An 18,839-nucleotide genomic window follows, 5' to 3' on the forward strand; every position below is an offset into this window, starting at 1 on the left:
CGTATCTTTGTACGTTTTTAAATTTTACATATGAAAGAGATTTTAAACAACGCCAAACAATGGTTATCTGATACATTTGATTCAGAAACACAACAAGAAATTCAGCAGCTAATTGATATTAATGCTGACGATTTAGCCGATCGTTTTTATAAGAATTTAGAATTTGGGACAGGTGGAATACGTGGTATTGTAGGAGCAGGAACCAACCGAATAAATAAATACACTTTAGGAAAAGCTACTCAAGGTTTAAGTAATTATTTACATAAAACACACTTAAATAAAGAATTAAAAGTAGCTATTGGGTACGATTGTCGTCATGATAGTGAATGGTTAGCTAAGGTGGTAGCTAACGTATTATCTGCTAACAATATTCAAGTGTTTTTATTTGAAGATATGCGTCCTACTCCAGAATTATCATTTGCTGTAAATTATTTAGGTTGTGATGCAGGAATTGTACTAACTGCTTCTCACAACCCTCCTGAATACAACGGTTATAAAGTATATTGGAATGATGGTGGACAAATTGTTCCTCCTCAAGATCAAGAAATTATTAATGAAGTAAACTCTTTAGCTTTTGCAGATATCAACTTCAATGCTAATGAAAATTTAATTAGCTCTGTTGGAAGTGAAGTTGACGAAGCTTTTTGGGAAGCTTCCTTAAAAAATGGAGCATTCGATGTTAAGGGGCGAGAAAATTTAAAAATAGTATTTACCTCATTACACGGAACTTCTATTAAACTTATTCCAGAAGTTTTAAAACGGGCAGGATATACTCAAGTTCATATTGTTGAAGAACAAGCTACTCCTGATGGGGACTTTCCTACAGTTAAATCTCCAAACCCTGAAGAACCAGCTGCTCTTAAAATGGCTGTTGATTTAGCAAATAAAATTGACGCTGATATTGTATTAGGAACCGATCCTGATTCAGACAGAATAGGTGTTGCTGTAAGAGATTTAGATGGAAATATGACCTTGTTAAACGGAAATCAAACTATGAGTATGATGACCGACTTTTTAATTAATGACTGGAAAAAACAAGGTAAATTAAACGGAAATCAATTTGTGGGTTCTACGATTGTTTCCACTAATTTAGTGAATGAAATTGCAAATTCATACGGAGTTGAAACTAAAGTTGGATTAACTGGTTTTAAATGGATAGCTAAAATGATAAAAGACCATCCTGAACTTAACTTTATTGGTGGTGGTGAAGAAAGTTTTGGTTATATGGTAAGTGATTTTGTTCGTGATAAAGATGCGGTTACCTCTGCCCTACTTGCCTGTGAAATAGCCGCTGATGCGAAAGCTAATAACAGTTCTTTCTATAAAGAGCTATTGAATTTATATACACGTCATCATTTTTATAAAGAGCATTTAATTTCTTTAGTAAAAAAAGGAATGGATGGTGCGCAACAAATCAAACAAATGATGGTTGATTTACGTTCCAATCCGCTAACAGAAATTGATGGCTCTAAAATTGAGTACTTGTATGATTATCAATCTTCAACAAGAAGAAATTTACTAACTGGTGAAGAAACAACAATTGATATTCCTAAATCAAATGTATTGATTTATCATACCGAGGATGGAACAAAAATCGCAGCTCGTCCGAGTGGTACTGAACCAAAAATAAAATTTTATTTTAGTGTAAAAACAAAATTAGATACTGTAAATAAAATCAATGATACAGAAGTTAATTTAGACGCTAAAATTCAACGTATTATAAAAGAATTAAATCTATAATGGACTATTTTAAAAAGATTATTAGATATGCTATTCCGTACAAAAAGTATGGATATTTAAACGTATTATTTAATATCTTATATGCCCTTTTTTCTACGCTTTCTTTTTTAGCATTGATACCAATGCTAGATGTCATTTTTAAGCCTGACGCACCTAGGATTACTAAAAAACCTGTTTTTGAAGGAATTACAAAAATAATAGAGTATTTTAAAGGTAATATTTCTTTTTATATAAATGAAGTTGCCGGTGATGACAAATCCAAAGCTCTAATGGTTGTAGTTGGTTTAGTTATTATTACTTTCTTCTTTAAAAACATCTTTAACTACTTAGCGATGTACTTTATTACATTTTTAAGAAATGGTGTTTTAAAAGATATTCGAAACGATCTATATAAGAAAACAATAGAGTTACCTATTGCCTATTTTTCAGAAAAAAGAAAGGGTGATACTATGGCGCGAATTGGAACTGATGTATTAGAAATTCAGCATTCATTTTTATCGGTTTTGGAAATGTTGGTAAGAGAGCCTTTAACTATTATATTTACTATTACAGCAATGATAGCCATTAGCTTTAAACTTACCCTTTTTGTGTTTGTTTTTATCCCTATTTCCGGATATGTTATTTCTCTAATTGGTAAAAGCTTAAAGCGAAAGTCAGATAGTGTACAAAAAGAGCAGGGATATTTTTTATCACTTTTAGAAGAAACTTTAGGGGGATTAAAAGTGATTAAAGGCTTTACCGCAGAAAAAGAATTTCAACAAAAATTTGAAAAATCAACCAATCGTTTTTACCACTTTTCTAATACACTACTTAATAGAACAAATTTAGCAAGTCCAGCTAGTGAGTTTTTAGGAATTGGTGTTATTGCTGTATTACTTTGGTATGGAGGTATATTAGTTTTAGAAGAAGGTACCTTACAAGGAGAAGATTTCATTGCTTATATGGGATTAGCTTATAATATTTTAACACCTGCTAAAGCTATTTCTAAAGCTAGTTACGGGGTTAAAAAAGGAAACGCTGCTGCCGAACGTATTTTAGAAGTTTTAGAAACTGAAAATCCTTTAAAAGATATTCCTAATGCTGTTGACAAGAAGACTTTTGATACTAAAATCATAATGGAAAACGTTTCTTTTAAATATGAAGATCATTATGTTTTAAAAGATTTTTCCTTAACTATTCCTAAAGGAAAAATGGTCGCTTTGGTAGGACAATCAGGAAGTGGTAAATCAACCATTGCTAACTTATTAACTCGTTTTTATGATGTAAACAAAGGCACTATTCTACTTGATGGAATAGATATAAGAGACCTTAAAATACATTCATTAAGACAACTAGAAGGCTTAGTTACACAAGACTCTATTCTATTTAACGACACCGTAAAGAACAATATTACTTTAGGAGTTGAGGGTAAAAGTGACGAAGAAATCATAGAAGCTGCTAAAATTGCCAATGCACACGAGTTTATAAAAGATTTACCAAATGGTTATGACACCAATATTGGAGATAGCGGAAATAAATTGTCTGGTGGACAAAAACAACGCTTAAGTATTGCGCGTGCTGTTCTTAAAAATCCACCAATCATGATTTTAGACGAAGCAACTTCTGCTTTAGATACTGAGTCAGAAAAACTAGTACAAGATGCTTTAGAAAAAATGATGCAAAACAGAACCTCTGTTGTGATTGCACACCGTTTATCTACCATTCAAAAAGCAGATATAATTGTAGTAATGAAAAAAGGCAAAATTGTAGAACAGGGAACTCACGAAGAATTAATATCTAAAAGCGGAACTTACAAAAAGTTGGTAGAAATGCAGTCTTTAGGGTAACAAGTAAAAAAGAGAAGCATATAATATGCTTCTCTTTTTATTTTGATGTATCTATTATTGTTGTTTACTCACTTATTTTCAACCCTAACTGTACTCCTTTTTCTAACATAAATTGATAAGAAGCTTCGTGTTCATTTGGAATTTCACCATCTAAAATTGCTTCTTTTATAGCTTCTTTTATTTGACCAATTTCTCTACACGGTTGTAGGTTAAAGGCTTTCATAATCTCTTCACCAGTAATTGGTGGTTGAAAATTACGAACTCTATCACGCTCTTCCACCTCTTTAATCTTTTGGCGAACTATTTCAAAGTTTTTGTGATAACGTTTAAATTTTTTAGGATTTTTTGTTGTAATATCTGCTTCACACAACGTCATCAATGCATCTACATCATCTCCTACATCAAAAATTAAACGACGTACAGCAGAATCTGTCACTTCACTTGCTAAAACTATTGGTCGAGAGCTTAACATTACCATTTTCTGAACAAACTTCATCTTATTATTCAATGGCATTTTTAAACGTTTAAATAACTTATATACCATTTTAGCCCCTACAAATTCATGTGAATGAAATGTCCAACCTATTTTTTTATGGTAACGTTTGGTTGGTGCTTTACCTATGTCATGTAATAATGCTGCCCAACGAAGCCAAACATCATCGGTATTTTGAGCGATATTATCAACTACTTCTAACGTATGGTAAAAATTATCTTTGTGTTTTTGCCCCTCTACCTCTTCTACTCCTTTTAAAGCTATCAATTCTGGCAGAATTCTTTCTAGTAGTCCTGTTTTTTCTAGTAGTAAAAAACCAATTGATGGAACTGGGGCCTCTAATATTTTATTCAACTCAACCACAATACGCTCACGAGTAATAATATCAATTCTCGTTGTATTTTTTGTAATTGCGTTTAACGATTTCTCTTCTATTTCGAAATTTAATTGTGTTGCAAAACGAATGGCACGCATCATACGCAACGGATCGTCAGAATATGTTATATCTGGATCTAGCGGCGTTCTTATAATTTTAGCCTCTAAATCAGCTATTCCCCCAAAAGGATCTAATAACAACCCAAAATTATCTTCGCTTAAACTCAATGCTAGTGCATTAATGGTAAAATCACGTCTGTTTTGATCGTCTTGTAACGTTCCTTCAGAAACTTTAGGGTTTCTACTATCTTCTGAATACGATTCTTTACGAGCACCTACAAACTCTATTTCAACGTCTTTGTAACGTAACATAGCTGTTCCATAAGTCTTAAATACTTGAACTTTTGGTTTCGTAGGTAACAAATCTGCTACTTTTTGAGCTAATTCTATACCACTACCTACAGCTACCACATCTACATCTTTGGCAGTACCACGTTGTAAGATAAAATCACGTACAAAACCACCAATTACATAACTTTCTAATTGTAACTCTTTGGCGGCTTGGGATATATATTGAAATATTTCGGCAGAAATTGCTTCTTTAAAATATTGTTTTTGCATACAAATTATTCTCTAATCACAATAACATCGTCACCTTCAATTTTTAAAATCGTTGAAGACTTTTCTGCTATTTTCTCTTGATGCAAATCTACCACATAATCTACATTCTTTAAAATTGCTTCGCTTATTTCTGAAAATGATTTTGGTGTGGGCTCTCCACTTACGTTTGCAGAGGTAGAAACAATAGGTTTTCCAAATTCTTTAATTAACTGAATACAAAATTCATCTTTCGGAATTCGTATAGCAATCGTGTTATCAGAAGCGATTGTATTAGTTGCTAACCTTTTTGGGTTATTATAAATAATAGTAGTAGGCTTTACTGATGTCCTTAAAGTTTCTAAAGCTTTTTCAGGGATACTTTCTACATGGTTTTGCAACATTTCAATAGAGTCAACCAAAATAATTAGACTCTTCGATTCTTCTCTATTTTTTAATTTATATATCTTTTTTACAGCCTCTTCGTTAGTAGCATCACAACCTAACCCCCAAACAGTATCTGTTGGGTATAAAACTATGTTACCTTGTTGTAAGTTATCTAGTATCTTGTTTAACATGATTTATAATGAATACTTCTCTTCTAACCAATTTAACACATAGTTTAGCTTTTCTTTAGGACATTGATCTAAACTCTGCATATTTAAAAATAATTTACTTTCTTTTTTAGTAATAATATTCAGCTTATATTTTAACCAAGTAAATGATTTTTTATAGTTCTGAATATACACCAATTGATAGTCATTTTTTAAAATCGCTGTTTTATTTCTAATTTCAATATGATTGGCTAATCCTTGAGGAGTGTATTGCTCAGCATTTCTAAACTTATGCTTTATGTTAAGGGTTTCAACTTCTTTATGCTCTTTGAAAAATTCTTTAAAGGTAAATTTCCTTAGAGGGTATGGTGTATGATGAAATTTATAATATTTGTTAAACCCAACTAATTTAGCGCTCATTTCCTGAGCTTTCTTATGTCCCGCTCGTTTCTTTTTCTTTTCAGAATTAAATAAACGTTTGTAAAAAATATCTTCGTTAAACTTTAACCACTTTCCTCTGACAACTGGTTTACCTTCAACAAAAAAATCTGATATTTTTACTTCTTTTAATAAAAACATATCATCATTAAAATAGATAAAATGCTCTGATAAATTCGGAATATCATACAGTTTTGTTTCTATCGGGCGGCAATTAAAAACTGGTAAAAATTGAGTATCTTCTTTAAAAACAGCTTGATGATCTACAACAAAAACATTTTTATATGCTCCTTCTTTCTTGTTTTTCAGAAACTTTGGGGTTTGATTGTCCGTTACTACAAATATATTTCTAATAAAAGGGGCAAACTTAAGAATTGAATTAACAGTAAATTTAATCTCTTCTACTTGATCAAACCTTGTTCTAAAATTTTTGTCGTTTACCTTAGCTTTATCTTCAACATAAGGTAACATCTTTTTTTGATGATTTATATCATTACCATCTACCCAAGTAATTACTGCATCTACAGGGAAACTCATACTAATAAGAATATTATATTTTTTTTATTACTTTTCTACCATTAAGTTTTGGTAAAACAAACATATCTCCTATGATTTTATTGTACTTGTCTGGCTCATACTCTTTTCTTCCATCCGAAGGATAAAAAGTCATTTCACCAAAAACTATTTTATCACGTATCGAATAAAAATCAACTCTTACAAATGGAAATTTATCTGCTAATTTTTCAGATAACTCAATCATTTTCTCAAAGGTTTCTGGTTTTTTTACCTCTTCTGTTATTCTATTTATTTCAGGCATTTTATTGAATGGAAGTTGTTTAAAATCTACATTAAAATTAGCAATTTTAAGTAGTTCTGCTCTGTCATAATGAACCTCCATAAACTTGACCTTTCCATCAAAGCAATAAAATTTATAATCTGTTAAAGAACCGCGTTCTTCATCTTCTATAAATTTTTCAGCAATTAATCTTGGAGCTACATCTTTATACGCCCATTCTTGACCTGCTCTGTAGTATTGATTAGTTGACTGCCACTTTTTAATTGTTTTTTTTACCTTTTTTAAATCTAATTTAGATTTATCACGGCATAAAATATTGTAGCTACTAGCATGAACAGCTTTTAAAACAAACTCGTTAGGTAGCTTATCAAAATCTATTTCAGAAAAAGACTTATAAACACCATACAATTCATTTAAGTATTCATCACCTATTTTTTCTTTAACATACTCTCTTACCGCATATTTATCAACTAATTGGTTTAATATTTTAGGACGATAATAAAGTTTATACCATTGAAGCTTTTCGTTAAACTCTATAGGGTTTTCTAAATTTAATTTTTTCCCTGTAAAATACTCGTATAAATAGGGTAAAAAGACCTTTTCTGGCAAAAAGGTCATTTTTTTCAAAAACCGTAAAACAAATCTATTCATTCTATATACATCAAATAGTTAAATTGTTTTTTACAAGAGCATAAGTTAAGTTTTTTTATTTTATAACTTTCCTTCCTTTCAAATCAGGTAATTTAATCATATCTCCAATAATTTTATTATACTCTTTAGGGTAAAAATCATCTCGTCCATCTGTAGGATAAAATGTCATCTCTCCAAAATAAGCTTTACCATCAACCGAATAAAAATCTACCCTTACAAAAGGAAAATCTGCTGCTAATTTTACAGCTAACTCTTTTAGTTCTTCAAAATTTGAAGGTTTACTTACAGACTTATGATATTTAATTCTCCATCTAAAAGGACATTCCACCCAATTTAAATCATAGAAATATTTTCCTACAGAACTTGATTGTGCCACTAAAAACTTAGGTTTTCCACCGAAACAGTAAAACTTATAATCTATCAGGTCTTCTGTTTCTTTATCTTCTAAGTATTTTTCAGCAATAAGTCTTGGCTTTACATCTTTATATGCCCATTCTTGCCCCGTTCTGTAATATTGATTTGTAGCCTGCCATTTTCTGACAGTTCGTTTTACTTTTTTTAGGTTTAATTTACTTTTATCTCTACAAATTATATTATAGCTACTTGCGTGAACGGCTTTTAAAACAAACTCGTTAGGTAGCTTATCAAAATCTATTTCAGAAAAAGAATTATAAACACCATATAATTCATTCAAATACTGGCTTCCTATTTTTTCAATTACATACTCTCTCACAGCATATTTGTCAACTAATTGGTTTAATATCTTAGGATGATAAAAAGCCTTTAACCATTGTAATTTTTGGTTAAATTCTACTGGGTTATCTAAATCTAATTTTTTACTTGTATAATATTCATACGCCCACGGTAAGTACATTTTTTGAGGTAAAAAAGTTAGCTTTTTTAAAAACCGTAAAACGGATCTGTTCATATTCTTCTCTTAAACCGCTACATCATACTCTCTAAGAGCATCATTCAACGAAGTTTTCTTGTTTGTACTTTCTTTACGTTTACCTATAATTAAAGCGCAAGGTACTTGATATTCGCCAGCAGCAAACTTCTTAGTATAACTTCCAGGAATCACAACTGAACGTGCTGGAACTACACCTTTCATTTCAACTGGCTCACCACCTGTAACATCAATAATTTTAGTACTCATGGTTAATACTACATTCGCACCTAAAACAGCCTCCTTCTCTACTCTAACTCCTTCAACAACAATACAACGTGAACCGATAAAAGCTCCGTCTTCAATAATTACGGGTGCTGCTTGTAAAGGCTCTAAAACCCCTCCTATTCCTACTCCACCAGATAAGTGTACGTTTTTACCTATTTGGGCACAAGAACCAACTGTTGCCCAAGTATCTACCATCGTTCCTTCATCTACATACGCTCCAATATTTACATAACTAGGCATTAAAATAGTTCCTGCTGAAATATAGGCCCCGTGACGTGCTACTGCATTTGGTACTACACGAATTCCTTTTGCTTCATAACCTCTTTTTAATGGAATTTTATCGTGGTACTCAAAAATACCAGCCTCTAATGTTTCCATTTTTTGGATTGGGAAATATAACACTACTGCTTTCTTTACCCACTCATTTACCTGCCATCCATTGTCAGTTGGCTCAGCAACACGTAAATCTCCTGCATCTAATAAATCTACTACTTTTCTAATAGCATTAATCGTAGTTTCTTCTTGTAACAACTCGCGGTTATCCCACGCTTTTTCTATAATTGATTGTAATTCTGTCATTTTTCTAAATATTTTCAGCAAAAATAAAACTGCTTTCCATAATACACCGCGAAGATACATTTTTTAAACAGATATTTCTTCCTTGTTTAATTTAGCTACCTTTGCAAAAACTTATAGAATGGGCAGAATAGTAGCCATAGATTTTGGAAAAAAAAGAACAGGAATTGCGGTAACCGATGAGCTTCAAATTATTGCCTCAGGATTAACAACTGTAAACACCTCTGAACTTACCGCATTTTTAAAAGACTATACACAAAAAGAAAATGTAGAGCTCTTTTTAGTAGGAAAACCAAAGCAGATGGATAATTCTGATAGTGAAAGTGAAGTACTCATAACTCCTTTTCTTCAAAAGCTTGAAAAAACTATTCCTTCTATCCCTATAAAGCGTGTAGATGAGCGTTTTACCTCTAAAATGGCTTTTCAAACTATGATTGATAGCGGTTTGAAGAAAAAACAACGTCAAAATAAAGCTTTGGTAGACGAAATAAGTGCGACAATCATCTTACAATCGTATTTATACAACAAATAATTTTCTACCAAAAGCATTCTTTGTATTTTTGCGTTCCTTAAAATTAAAAAGTAAATGATTTTACCCATTGTAGCATACGGTGATCCCGTTTTACGTAAAGTAGGCAAAGAAATCGATAAAGACTATCCGCAGTTAGAAAAACTAATTGCCGATATGAAAGAAACTATGTACAATGCTAACGGACTTGGTTTAGCAGCTCCTCAAATAGGAAAAGACATTCGTTTGTTTATTATTGATGCTTCTCCTTTTGCAGAAGATGACGATTTAAGTGAAGAGGAAAAAGAAGTTTTTAAAAACTTTAATCGCGTATTTATCAATGCTAAAATCATTGAAGAAGAAGGTGAAGAATGGGCTTTTAACGAAGGATGTTTAAGTATTCCTACCGTTAATGAAGATGTTTTTCGTCAAGAAAAAGTTACTATTGAATACCAAGACGAAAACTTTGAAAAACACACAGAAACGCTAAGCGGATTACCTGCACGTGTTTTTCAGCATGAATACGATCATATTGAAGGAGTTTTGTTTACTGACAAACTTTCTTCTTTAAAGAAACGATTAATTAAAAAGAAACTAGACAATATTTCAAAAGGAAAAGTAAACGCAGGATATCGCATGCGTTTTCCTAATGCTAAAAGATAATAGTTATACACTAAAAACATTAAGACATGGAATTTAACAAAATTATATCGGTAACAGGCAAGCCAGGTTTGTATGAAATCTTATCACAAACTAAAACAGGAGTTATCGTAAAATCTATTGTTGATGGTAAACGTTTTCCTATTACTGCTACACATAACGTAAGCTTATTAGAAAACATCGCAATTTACACCTATGAAGAAGAAGTGCCTTTAGCTCAAGTACTTAAAAATATTGCTGATAAAGAAGAAGGTAAAGAAGCAATTTCTCACAAAGAAAGTGCGAATAAATTAACTACTTATTTTAGCGAAGTATTACCTGATTATGACGAAGAGCGTGTATATGCTTCAAACATTAAAAAAGTAATTCAGTGGTACAATATCTTAGCGAAAGCTAGTTTTGACTTTAGTACATTAATTGAAGCTGAAGAAACAACTACAGAAGAAGCTTAAATCGTGAATACTCGTAAGCAACAGTTAACCGCCTTTAATCGTTTGTTAGACATCATGGATGACCTTCGTGAGAAATGTCCGTGGGACAAAAAACAAACCTTAGAAAGTCTACGTCACTTAACTATTGAAGAAACCTACGAGTTAGCAGATGCTATTTTAGACAACGATTTACAAGAAATAAAAAAAGAACTAGGCGATGTGCTTTTGCACATCGTCTTTTATGCTAAAATAGGTAGCGAAAAACAAGCTTTTGACATTGCTGACGTTGCCAATGCTATCTCAGACAAACTCATCGACCGTCATCCGCATATTTATGGCGATGTAGTTGTTGAAAACGAAGAAGACGTTAAGAAAAACTGGGAAAAGCTCAAACTAAAAGAAGGTAATAAATCGGTTTTAGAAGGCGTTCCTAAAAGTTTACCTGCAGTAGTAAAAGCCAATCGTATTCAAGATAAAGTTGCAGGTGTAGGTTTTGATTGGGAAGAACCCCATCAAGTGTGGGAAAAAGTTCAAGAAGAGCTTTCTGAGTTGAACGACGAAATCAAAAACAACAATCAAGAGCAAATAGAAAAAGAATTTGGAGACGTTTTGTTCTCCATGATTAACTACGCGCGATTTATTGGTGTAAACCCTGAAAACGCACTGGAAAAAACCAATAAAAAATTCATCAATCGCTTTCAGTATTTAGAAGAAGCTGCTAAAAAAGAAGGCAAGCAACTTTCTGACATGACCCTCGCTGAAATGGATGTGCATTGGGAAAATTCAAAGAAATTTTTCAAATAAACTTAATTGGGAAAATTCAAAGGAATTTTTCAAATAAACTTAATTGGGAGAATTCAAAAGAATTTTTCAAATAATCGACTACCGTCATTCCGAATAAAATGAGGAATCTTTCTCTATAGAATCACAATATCATTTAAAGTTATAAACATACGATTATAAGATTTCTCAGTTGTACCTCCTTCGAAATGACAACTTGTAACCGTCATTCCGAACGCGAGAGAGGAATCTCACTCAATAAAGTTCCAAATACTCTTATTGAATACTCCTGACACACTTTATTGAATACTCCCTTGAATAGTCTCTCAGCGTGACGCGCTGAACGATCCTCAACGCAACGAAACCATCAGCGTGACGCGTTGAACAATCCTCAACACAACGAAACCATCAGCGTGACGCGCTGAACGATCCTCAACACAACGAAACCATCAGCGAAGCTCGCTGAACGATCCTCAACACAACGAAACCATCAGCGTGACGCGCTGAACAATCCTCAACACAACGAAACCGTCATTCCGAACGTGAGAGAGGAATCTCACACAATGAGACTCTAAATACTCTTTAGAATTACAAACATTCTATTATAAGATGTAACTCTCCTGAACCCAGAGTTTTCTCACACTTCGCTATCGCTTGGTTCGAAATGACAAATTGTAACCGTCATTCCGAACGCAAGAGAGGAATCTCAATCAATGAATCTCCAAATAACCTTTAAAATTACAAATACTCAACTATAAGATTTCTCACACTTCACTATCGCTTGGTTCGAAATGACAAATTGTAACCGTCATTTCGAACGCGAGAGAGGAATCTCGCTCAATGAAGTTCCAAGTACTTTTTAAAGTCACAAACACTCTATTATAAGATTTCTCAGTCGTACCTTCTTCGAAATGACAAATTTTGTATTTTTACTCTATGGATATAATCATCATCACCGGAGGAAGTAAAGGAATCGGTAAAGCCTTAGCCGAAAAATACGCACAAGAAAACTATAGAGTGTACTCACTATCTAGAAGCATTTTGGATTTGGAAAATGTAGTACAGCTTTCTGTAGATTTATCTGATACCAAAGCCACACACAACACGTTTAAAATGTTATTAGACGAAATTCAGAAATTGGAGGTTTCATCGATTACCTTGGTGAATAATGCGGGAAGACTCGGTACCATAGCAAACCTAGAAAATATTCCTTCGGAAGATATTGCCAAAAGTATTCAACTCAACACCACTACTCCACTGATTTTATCCAGTTTGTTTATCAAAGCCACACAACAGTTAACCTGTAAAAAACAAATAATTAGTATCTCATCTGGAGCAGCCGTAAAACCGTATGAAGGTTGGAGTATTTACTGTACGTCTAAAGCAGCTATTGACATGATGACCAAAACCATTGCTGCAGAACAAAACGAGCTTGAACATGGAATAAAATGCAATGCTATTTATCCTGGTGTAGTAGATACCAACATGCAAACTGATATTAGAAATACCAATGAAAAAGATTTTAAAAACGTACAACGCTTTATCGATTTAAAAGAAAACGACCAACTCTATACACCAGAATATGTTGCGGAAATCATTTTTACCATAGACACCCAAAACAAACTACAAAATGGGGATATTGTTGATATTCGGAATTTTGAAAAATAACTTAACTTGATTCCTATCTCAAATTCTACTACCTTTAGCTAACGTTGAATATAAGTCATTGAATGGATTTATATTCTCAATCGAGTTTTAAAAACCGTGCTTCATAAGTTAACTTTTACTCAATTTCAACATCGCTTTTGACACGCTTAATGTACTTTTATCGTATTCTTCATGACCATAACCATGCTTTTCATTTAATTCATAAAATTCTTTATATATGACAAATGGATTTTGTGATTCACCAACCCATTTCACTACAATATCTAAAATCTCATTCATAACTGGCTGAAAGGTCATTCTTCCATCAGATTTTCTGATTCCATTATTATCAGACTTACGTTTTCCTGAATTTAGAAAAATATTTTTCTCATCATAAATGATTTTTCTTACTTCTTTAAACTCTTTCCCTTTTGGCAAATAATCCATCAGTAGTTTACGAATTCCTTTATAATAAATGTTATACTTTTCTTCAGGGTTTTCAAACTCTTTCCCTATTAATTCTCGTAATTCATCTATTTCTTCAAGTTTACCTTCTTCAGAATTTATAGTTAATTGTTTACCTATTTTTTCATTTGCCTGCTGTAAAAGTTCCATTCTTTCCAAATCAGCTTCTGACAGTTCAACTTTTTTCTTAATGTCTTTATCTTTTGCCATAATAATTATATTATCTAATTTCTAAAATCGATTTAATTCGTTCACTCGTTTCCTTAATACTAATATCATCCCATGAAATAGGACTTAACTTACTTAATGCCTCTTTATAATTTGGATAAAAATTTCTGAATGCTGCATGATCATTTTTATCATATAGTTTGTCTTGGTACCAAGTGTAAAAAGAATAAACTATTGAAACATGAATTTCATTTTGTTCAGCAAATTTTGATACTAAAAAAGGATTATTAATGTACTTTTTTATATAATGAAATTTATCTTCTGCCATAAAAAATTCTCGAGCAAATGAATCTGCTTTATCTTCAATTAAAAATAAATCGTCATCACCTGTTAGATGAAAACTATTAGTCTCTATCAAATCGAAATCAAATAACACATGATGTAATTCATGCAAAAGTGTAAACCAAATAGTAGGATATTTTTTATTAAAGTCAGTAAGAACAATACAAGGTTTTCCATTTACAACAAATGTTCCACCTCTAACTTGAGTTGTTGACAAATAGTCTTGAAAAATTACTGTGACACCAATGTTATAAAGCGCTTTGCAAACAGTAAAAAGACCTTCTTTAACATCCTGCGAATAAGGCTTAACTTTTACTATTAAGTCTTTTAATCTACCTCTATCATATTCATTTGGATTGTCAATTATTCTAAAAGTTTGATAAGCCGACTTTATCCAAAAATCTTTCATTTTATCCGAAAAATTCCTTTTTGTTTTACTATATAAAGGTTCAACAAGTTCGTCTTCATATTCTTGGATAGATGAATAACCAAAAAATGTAAGAACTTTACCTACTAATTCATCAGTTTCATAATCTTTATCAAAGAAACCAAGTTTAGTTAAAGTCTTTACATCAAAATTCTTTAATAAAAAAGTTGCTTTTCTTGCCTTATCAATTGAACCGATATTATTCTTATTTTGATTATTTAATACAATCTGAATAAATTTATCAATATTAATTTCTAAAAATTCAGCAATTTTAACCACATGGATTAAATTCGGCTGTTTTGCTGTACCACTAATTATTTGTTCAAAAACATCTTTGTCAATATTCAAAAGTTTTAAAGCCTTCGTTTTACTAACATTATAATCAATTAGTTTTTGTTCAAATTCATTTCTAATATCAAAACTTTCATCATCAGAAAAAATTGATTTTAGTAAATCGTCAATGTTGGATTCTTTCATTAAAAGAGTATTTACCCTGCAAATATAATCATTTATTTGACATATATTAACATTTAAGGGAAATTACCCTTAAAAAAACCACACCCAACACCATGTATAATTAATTGCTAGGTTCTAGCCTACTTACGAAAATCCTCGCGGATTTTCTATTCGGTTTTTATTTGCAAAATAAGTTAATTAAATACGCTACTATATCATAAACAAAACATTACCAAATTTAAAACTCTCTAATAAGCATCCACATCAATAATAAAACGAATCGGTCTAAAATCTTTGACCGCTTCAAACGTATTTTTAATTTTTTGTAGCTGCTCTTTTGTCTTTCCTAACGATTGTTTGGGTGGAATTTTAATCACTAAATTCTTAATATACTGGTTTCGAATACGAGAAACCGCAGGCGCTGTGGGTCCTAACACATTTTCATGAAACACATTTTGTAACGCTTTTGCTAACCAGTTGATACCGTTATCAACACGCGTGTAATCTTTGTGCTTTAAGGTAATTTTTATCAAACGATAGTATGGCGGGTAATGGAACTGCCAACGATCTTGCAACTGTTCTTTATACATTTCTGTATAATTGTTGGTCGATACTTGCTGTAAAATCTGATGATACGGATTGTAAGTTTGTATCGCTACATTTCCTTGTTTTTTGGTACGTCCAGCCCTACCCGACACTTGCACCATTAACTGAAAAGCACGCTCATGAGCTCTAAAATCAGGAAAGTTGAGCATAGAATCTGCATTGAGGATTCCTACCAACGATACATTTTCGAAATCCAATCCTTTAGAAAGCATTTGCGTTCCTACCAAAACATCAATTTCTTGGGCTTCAAAAGACCCAATAATCTTTTGATACCCATATTTTCCTCGGGTGGTATCCAAGTCCATTCGCCCAATAGTATGATTCGGAAATAGCTCTTTGAGTTCTAACTCTATTTGCTCCGTTCCAAAACCTTTGGTGTCTAAAGTAGCACTTCCACAAGCACCACAACTGTTCGGCATCGAACGCTGATAATGGCAATAATGACATTTTAACTCCTTACGGAATTTATGGTAGGTTAAACTCACATCACAATTCGGACATTGAGGAGACACCCCACAAGTGGTACACTCTACCACAGGCGAAAACCCACGTCGGTTTTGAAATAAAATAACCTGTTCTTTTTCGTCCAACGCTTCGGTAATCATTTTTAATAAACGATCCGAAAAATGACCATTCATTTCCTTTTTTCGATGCTTTTCTTTAATGTCTATCAGCTCGATTTTAGGCAACTGAATGTTCCCGAAACGACGCGTTAATTCTATAAACCCGTATTTAGATTGTGTAGCGTTAAAATAACTCTCTATTGATGGTGTTGCAGAACCTAACAATACTTTTGCTTGGTGTAAATGACCTAATACTACCGAGGCATCACGTGCGTTGTAACGTGGTGATGGTTCAAATTGCTTGTACGACGTTTCGTGCTCTTCATCTACCACAATCAACCCTAAGTTTGAAAACGGTAAAAACAACGAAGAACGTGCTCCTAAAACAATTTGTGCTTTCGGTTTGTTTTCTAAGACATTATTCCACACCTCTACGCGTTCATTCATTGAGTATTTTGAATGGAATACCGAAATAAAGTTTCCAAAGTAGTTTTGTAAACGGGTAATGATTTGCGTAGTCAAGGCTATTTCTGGCAGTAAAAACAATATTTGTTTTCCTTCAGCAATCACTTCTTTAATCAGTTTTACATAAATTTCTGTTTTACCAGAACCTGTAACCCCGTGTAATAAACTTACTTGCTGAGTTTCAAAAGAAGTTTTTATTTGATTGAAAGCTTCCTGCTGAAATTCATTCAACTCTTTTATCTGATTCGTTTCCCCTTGATAATTGATTCGATCGGTTTGAATGTGATAAAATTCAAAAATATCTTTCTCCACCAAGGCTTTTAAAACTGCGGAAGAAGCTCCCGACTGTTCTTCTAAATCTTTTGCTTTTATCGGCTTTTTAGCTGCTACTAACTGAAAATACGTCAGTACCGCTTCTCGTTGCTTTTTAGCTCTGGAAAGTTCTTCTAAAAGTGTTTGTAAGCCTTCATTTGAATTGTAATTAGCGTGCAAACGCACATACTTAACCAGTTTAGGTTTGTAGGTTTCGTAAATCTCTTCTTTAATGTAAATCGCGCTTTTCTCTATCAATCCGTTAATGATAGGTAGTACGGTTTTCTTTCCTAAAATATCAGCAACTTGATGAATGGTTAACTGCGAATGATGCTGTAAGGCTTCAAAAATTAAAAACTCTTCATCGGTTAAAATAGTTTCCTCAGTGAATTCCTCGTTTTTATAGATAATCGTTTCACTTTCTAGCAAAAATGCGGATGGTAAGGCTGCTCTGTACACATCACCTAACGAACACAAATAGTAGTTCGAAATCCACTGCCAATGTTGTAGTTGTTGTTCAGTTATAATAGGAGTATCATCTAATATTTGATGAATGTCTTTGGCTTCGTATACTTCGGGTGCATTTTGGTGAATATTAAACACCAATGCGGTATATATTTTACTTTTCCCGAAAGAAACGGCTACACGCATTCCTTTTTTTAAGAAAGAGGCTTCTGCTTCGGTTACCGTATAGGTAAACGTTTTTTGCAACGGAATGGGTAATATGACGTCGATGAAATATGGCATTATTCTACTATTTCTAATGGAGCTGGTGGAGGTGGTGGTGGAAATTCTATTAAATTACCCTTTTTATCAAACAACCTGAAGTCTTTTTCCAATAATATTTGAAGAGGATATACTCTCTTTAAAGAATCTATATTTTTCTTTTGAAAACCAGTAATAAAATTAAAATATGATACTGATATAGTATTCAATGCTTTATATACTCTTTCTTTAGATTTTTTAGTTAAATCGCGATACCTAAATAGTATTATACTTCTATCTGGACTATCAGAATATCCATAATCTTTTCCCCAATTTAACAACTGTCTATTTAAATACTCTTCAAAATTTTTAACACTAAGAACTTTTTCATTTTCATGAAAAAAAAGTGTTTTTTCTTCTTTAAAGTCGCCTTCCAATACAATTGTATTTTTTTCTTTAATACAAAAAGTTGGCAAATGACACTTTATAAAAAAATTAATATTTAAGGGTATATCATTATTTTGTGTTCTTACATACTGTTTCTTGTGAGTAATCTCCTCATAATACTCGCATTTTTCTATATAATTTTTGAAACTAATAATTGTATCTAAATCAAAAACAAAAGTAGAATCTGTGTTTTTCCGTGTAGGAAAAACATCTTTCATAGTTAAAGCTTGTTCCTTTACTGTTTTGGAACAAGAAATAATTAGCAGAAATAAAACAGTAAGTATGTAAAAAGTGGTTTTCTTCATCTAACATCAAAACTACACAAAAATGAGTAGATAATAAATACTAAGTTTGTGTATTTAACCTTTAGTTTGTACGGTATTTTATACTAAACTCTAAAGGATTGTTTGAGTTAATCACTTATCATTTCTAAGTACAACCTTTCTACTTTAGCTCTTGCCCATGGTGTTGTTCTTAAGAATTTTAAGCTTGATTTATAGGTTGGGTTCTTTTTAAAGGCATTTATATTCAACATCTCTCCCATATCTTCCCAACCATATTCTAGGTATAGTTCTTCTAACATGGTGGCTAGTTTTATTCCGTGAAGTGGATTATTTGGCTGTTCTTGACTCATAGC

18 protein-coding genes are annotated in these 18,839 nt (G+C 32.2%); 7 read left to right on the forward strand and 11 right to left on the reverse strand.

Features of this window, described 5'->3' with window-relative positions; translation table 11 throughout:
- Window positions 1–30: 30 nt before the first annotated feature.
- A complete protein-coding gene (locus C7448_RS10740) occupies window positions 31–1,740 on the forward strand; it encodes a phospho-sugar mutase (protein WP_115901379.1) in 1,710 nt (569 codons plus the stop codon).
- Window positions 1,740–3,566, forward strand: a complete 1,827-nt coding sequence (locus tag C7448_RS10745; RefSeq protein ID WP_115901380.1) for an ABC transporter ATP-binding protein — start codon at window positions 1,740–1,742, stop codon at window positions 3,564–3,566. The genes C7448_RS10740 and C7448_RS10745 overlap by 1 nt, the downstream gene beginning before the upstream one ends.
- Window positions 3,567–3,630: 64 nt before the next feature.
- Here C7448_RS10745 and C7448_RS10750 read toward each other — a convergent pair whose 3' ends face one another.
- The 6 genes from C7448_RS10750 to C7448_RS10775 all read right to left on the reverse strand — a co-directional run bounded on the left by C7448_RS10750 (window position 3,631) and on the right by C7448_RS10775 (window position 9,223).
- Window positions 3,631–5,055 carry a CCA tRNA nucleotidyltransferase gene (locus C7448_RS10750; RefSeq protein ID WP_115901381.1) on the reverse strand — a complete coding sequence of 475 codons (1,425 nt, stop codon included), beginning with the start codon at window positions 5,053–5,055 and terminating at the stop codon, window positions 3,631–3,633.
- Between the two features lie 5 nt (window positions 5,056–5,060).
- Window positions 5,061–5,609: an L-threonylcarbamoyladenylate synthase gene (locus tag C7448_RS10755; RefSeq protein ID WP_115901382.1), complete on the reverse strand. Its 549-nt coding sequence runs from the start codon at window positions 5,607–5,609 to the stop codon at window positions 5,061–5,063.
- Window positions 5,610–5,612: 3 nt separating this feature from the next.
- Window positions 5,613–6,560 carry a Stealth CR1 domain-containing protein gene (locus tag C7448_RS10760; RefSeq protein ID WP_115901383.1) on the reverse strand — a complete coding sequence of 316 codons (948 nt, stop codon included), beginning with the start codon at window positions 6,558–6,560 and terminating at the stop codon, window positions 5,613–5,615.
- 13 nt (window positions 6,561–6,573) lie between these two features.
- The gene (locus C7448_RS10765; RefSeq protein ID WP_245939470.1) at window positions 6,574–7,437 is read right to left on the reverse strand and encodes an ATP-grasp fold amidoligase family protein; all 864 of its coding nucleotides are present in this window, start codon (window positions 7,435–7,437) and stop codon (window positions 6,574–6,576) included.
- An 88-nt stretch (window positions 7,438–7,525) separates the two neighbouring features.
- Window positions 7,526–8,344 (reverse strand): ATP-grasp fold amidoligase family protein, encoded by an 819-nt coding sequence (locus C7448_RS10770; protein WP_245939471.1) that lies wholly within the window; start codon window positions 8,342–8,344, stop codon window positions 7,526–7,528.
- 63 nt (window positions 8,345–8,407) lie between these two features.
- Window positions 8,408–9,223 (reverse strand): 2,3,4,5-tetrahydropyridine-2,6-dicarboxylate N-succinyltransferase, encoded by an 816-nt coding sequence (locus tag C7448_RS10775; protein WP_115901386.1) that lies wholly within the window; start codon window positions 9,221–9,223, stop codon window positions 8,408–8,410.
- Window positions 9,224–9,341: 118 nt separating this feature from the next.
- Between C7448_RS10775 and ruvX the strand changes: the two genes are divergently transcribed.
- The 5 genes from ruvX to C7448_RS10800 all read left to right on the forward strand — a co-directional run bounded on the left by ruvX (window position 9,342) and on the right by C7448_RS10800 (window position 13,267).
- On the forward strand, window positions 9,342–9,752 hold the full coding sequence (gene ruvX, locus C7448_RS10780) for a Holliday junction resolvase RuvX (RefSeq protein ID WP_115901387.1): 411 nt from the start codon (window positions 9,342–9,344) through the stop codon (window positions 9,750–9,752).
- A gap of 54 nt (window positions 9,753–9,806) precedes the next feature.
- Window positions 9,807–10,391 carry a peptide deformylase gene (gene def, locus C7448_RS10785; RefSeq protein ID WP_115901388.1) on the forward strand — a complete coding sequence of 195 codons (585 nt, stop codon included), beginning with the start codon at window positions 9,807–9,809 and terminating at the stop codon, window positions 10,389–10,391.
- A gap of 26 nt (window positions 10,392–10,417) precedes the next feature.
- Window positions 10,418–10,840, forward strand: a complete 423-nt coding sequence (locus C7448_RS10790) for a DUF5606 family protein (RefSeq protein WP_115901389.1) — start codon at window positions 10,418–10,420, stop codon at window positions 10,838–10,840.
- Window positions 10,841–10,843: 3 nt separating this feature from the next.
- Window positions 10,844–11,623 (forward strand): nucleoside triphosphate pyrophosphohydrolase, encoded by a 780-nt coding sequence (gene mazG, locus C7448_RS10795; RefSeq protein WP_115901390.1) that lies wholly within the window; start codon window positions 10,844–10,846, stop codon window positions 11,621–11,623.
- A 912-nt stretch (window positions 11,624–12,535) separates the two neighbouring features.
- On the forward strand, window positions 12,536–13,267 hold the full coding sequence (locus C7448_RS10800; protein WP_115901391.1) for a (S)-benzoin forming benzil reductase: 732 nt from the start codon (window positions 12,536–12,538) through the stop codon (window positions 13,265–13,267).
- 108 nt (window positions 13,268–13,375) lie between these two features.
- On the opposite strand, the gene C7448_RS10805 is transcribed toward C7448_RS10800, so the two are convergent.
- The 5 genes from C7448_RS10805 to C7448_RS10825 all read right to left on the reverse strand — a co-directional run bounded on the left by C7448_RS10805 (window position 13,376) and on the right by C7448_RS10825 (window position 18,836).
- Window positions 13,376–13,921, reverse strand: a complete 546-nt coding sequence (locus C7448_RS10805; RefSeq protein ID WP_115901392.1) for a hypothetical protein — start codon at window positions 13,919–13,921, stop codon at window positions 13,376–13,378.
- 10 nt (window positions 13,922–13,931) lie between these two features.
- Entirely contained in the window at window positions 13,932–15,125 is a 1,194-nt protein-coding gene (locus C7448_RS10810; RefSeq protein ID WP_115901393.1) for an ImmA/IrrE family metallo-endopeptidase, read from the reverse strand.
- A gap of 227 nt (window positions 15,126–15,352) precedes the next feature.
- Complete coding sequence (gene priA, locus C7448_RS10815) at window positions 15,353–17,797, reverse strand: replication restart helicase PriA (RefSeq protein WP_115901394.1); 2,445 nt, start codon at window positions 17,795–17,797, stop codon at window positions 15,353–15,355.
- Entirely contained in the window at window positions 17,797–18,420 is a 624-nt protein-coding gene (locus C7448_RS10820; protein WP_147300527.1) for a hypothetical protein, read from the reverse strand. Before C7448_RS10820 ends, priA begins: the two co-directional genes overlap by 1 nt.
- Before the next feature lie 194 nt (window positions 18,421–18,614).
- Window positions 18,615–18,836 carry a VF530 family protein gene (locus tag C7448_RS10825; RefSeq protein WP_115901396.1) on the reverse strand — a complete coding sequence of 74 codons (222 nt, stop codon included), beginning with the start codon at window positions 18,834–18,836 and terminating at the stop codon, window positions 18,615–18,617.
- Window positions 18,837–18,839 lie beyond the last annotated feature (3 nt).

It is taken from the genome of Tenacibaculum gallaicum, assembly GCF_003387615.1.
Lineage (GTDB): Bacteria > Bacteroidota > Bacteroidia > Flavobacteriales > Flavobacteriaceae > Polaribacter > Polaribacter gallaicus.

Excerpts from the sequence above, each read along its gene's own strand:
- C7448_RS10740 (WP_115901379.1), top strand. The coding sequence starts at position 31 with ATGAAAGAGATTTTAAACAACGCCAAACAATGGTTATCTGATACATTT.
- C7448_RS10745 (WP_115901380.1), top strand. The coding sequence starts at position 1,740 with ATGGACTATTTTAAAAAGATTATTAGATATGCTATTCCGTACAAAAAG.
- C7448_RS10750 (WP_115901381.1), bottom strand. The coding sequence starts at position 5,055 with ATGCAAAAACAATATTTTAAAGAAGCAATTTCTGCCGAAATATTTCAA.
- C7448_RS10755 (WP_115901382.1), bottom strand. The coding sequence starts at position 5,609 with ATGTTAAACAAGATACTAGATAACTTACAACAAGGTAACATAGTTTTA.
- C7448_RS10760 (WP_115901383.1), bottom strand. The coding sequence starts at position 6,560 with ATGAGTTTCCCTGTAGATGCAGTAATTACTTGGGTAGATGGTAATGAT.
- C7448_RS10765 (WP_245939470.1), bottom strand. The coding sequence starts at position 7,437 with ATGACCTTTTTGCCAGAAAAGGTCTTTTTACCCTATTTATACGAGTAT.
- C7448_RS10770 (WP_245939471.1), bottom strand. The coding sequence starts at position 8,344 with ATGTACTTACCGTGGGCGTATGAATATTATACAAGTAAAAAATTAGAT.
- C7448_RS10775 (WP_115901386.1), bottom strand. The coding sequence starts at position 9,223 with ATGACAGAATTACAATCAATTATAGAAAAAGCGTGGGATAACCGCGAG.
- ruvX (WP_115901387.1), top strand. The coding sequence starts at position 9,342 with ATGGGCAGAATAGTAGCCATAGATTTTGGAAAAAAAAGAACAGGAATT.
- def (WP_115901388.1), top strand. The coding sequence starts at position 9,807 with ATGATTTTACCCATTGTAGCATACGGTGATCCCGTTTTACGTAAAGTA.
- C7448_RS10790 (WP_115901389.1), top strand. The coding sequence starts at position 10,418 with ATGGAATTTAACAAAATTATATCGGTAACAGGCAAGCCAGGTTTGTAT.
- C7448_RS10800 (WP_115901391.1), top strand. The coding sequence starts at position 12,536 with ATGGATATAATCATCATCACCGGAGGAAGTAAAGGAATCGGTAAAGCC.
- C7448_RS10805 (WP_115901392.1), bottom strand. The coding sequence starts at position 13,921 with ATGGCAAAAGATAAAGACATTAAGAAAAAAGTTGAACTGTCAGAAGCT.
- C7448_RS10810 (WP_115901393.1), bottom strand. The coding sequence starts at position 15,125 with ATGAAAGAATCCAACATTGACGATTTACTAAAATCAATTTTTTCTGAT.
- priA (WP_115901394.1), bottom strand. The coding sequence starts at position 17,797 with ATGCCATATTTCATCGACGTCATATTACCCATTCCGTTGCAAAAAACG.
- C7448_RS10820 (WP_147300527.1), bottom strand. The coding sequence starts at position 18,420 with ATGAAAGATGTTTTTCCTACACGGAAAAACACAGATTCTACTTTTGTT.
- C7448_RS10825 (WP_115901396.1), bottom strand. The coding sequence starts at position 18,836 with ATGAGTCAAGAACAGCCAAATAATCCACTTCACGGAATAAAACTAGCC.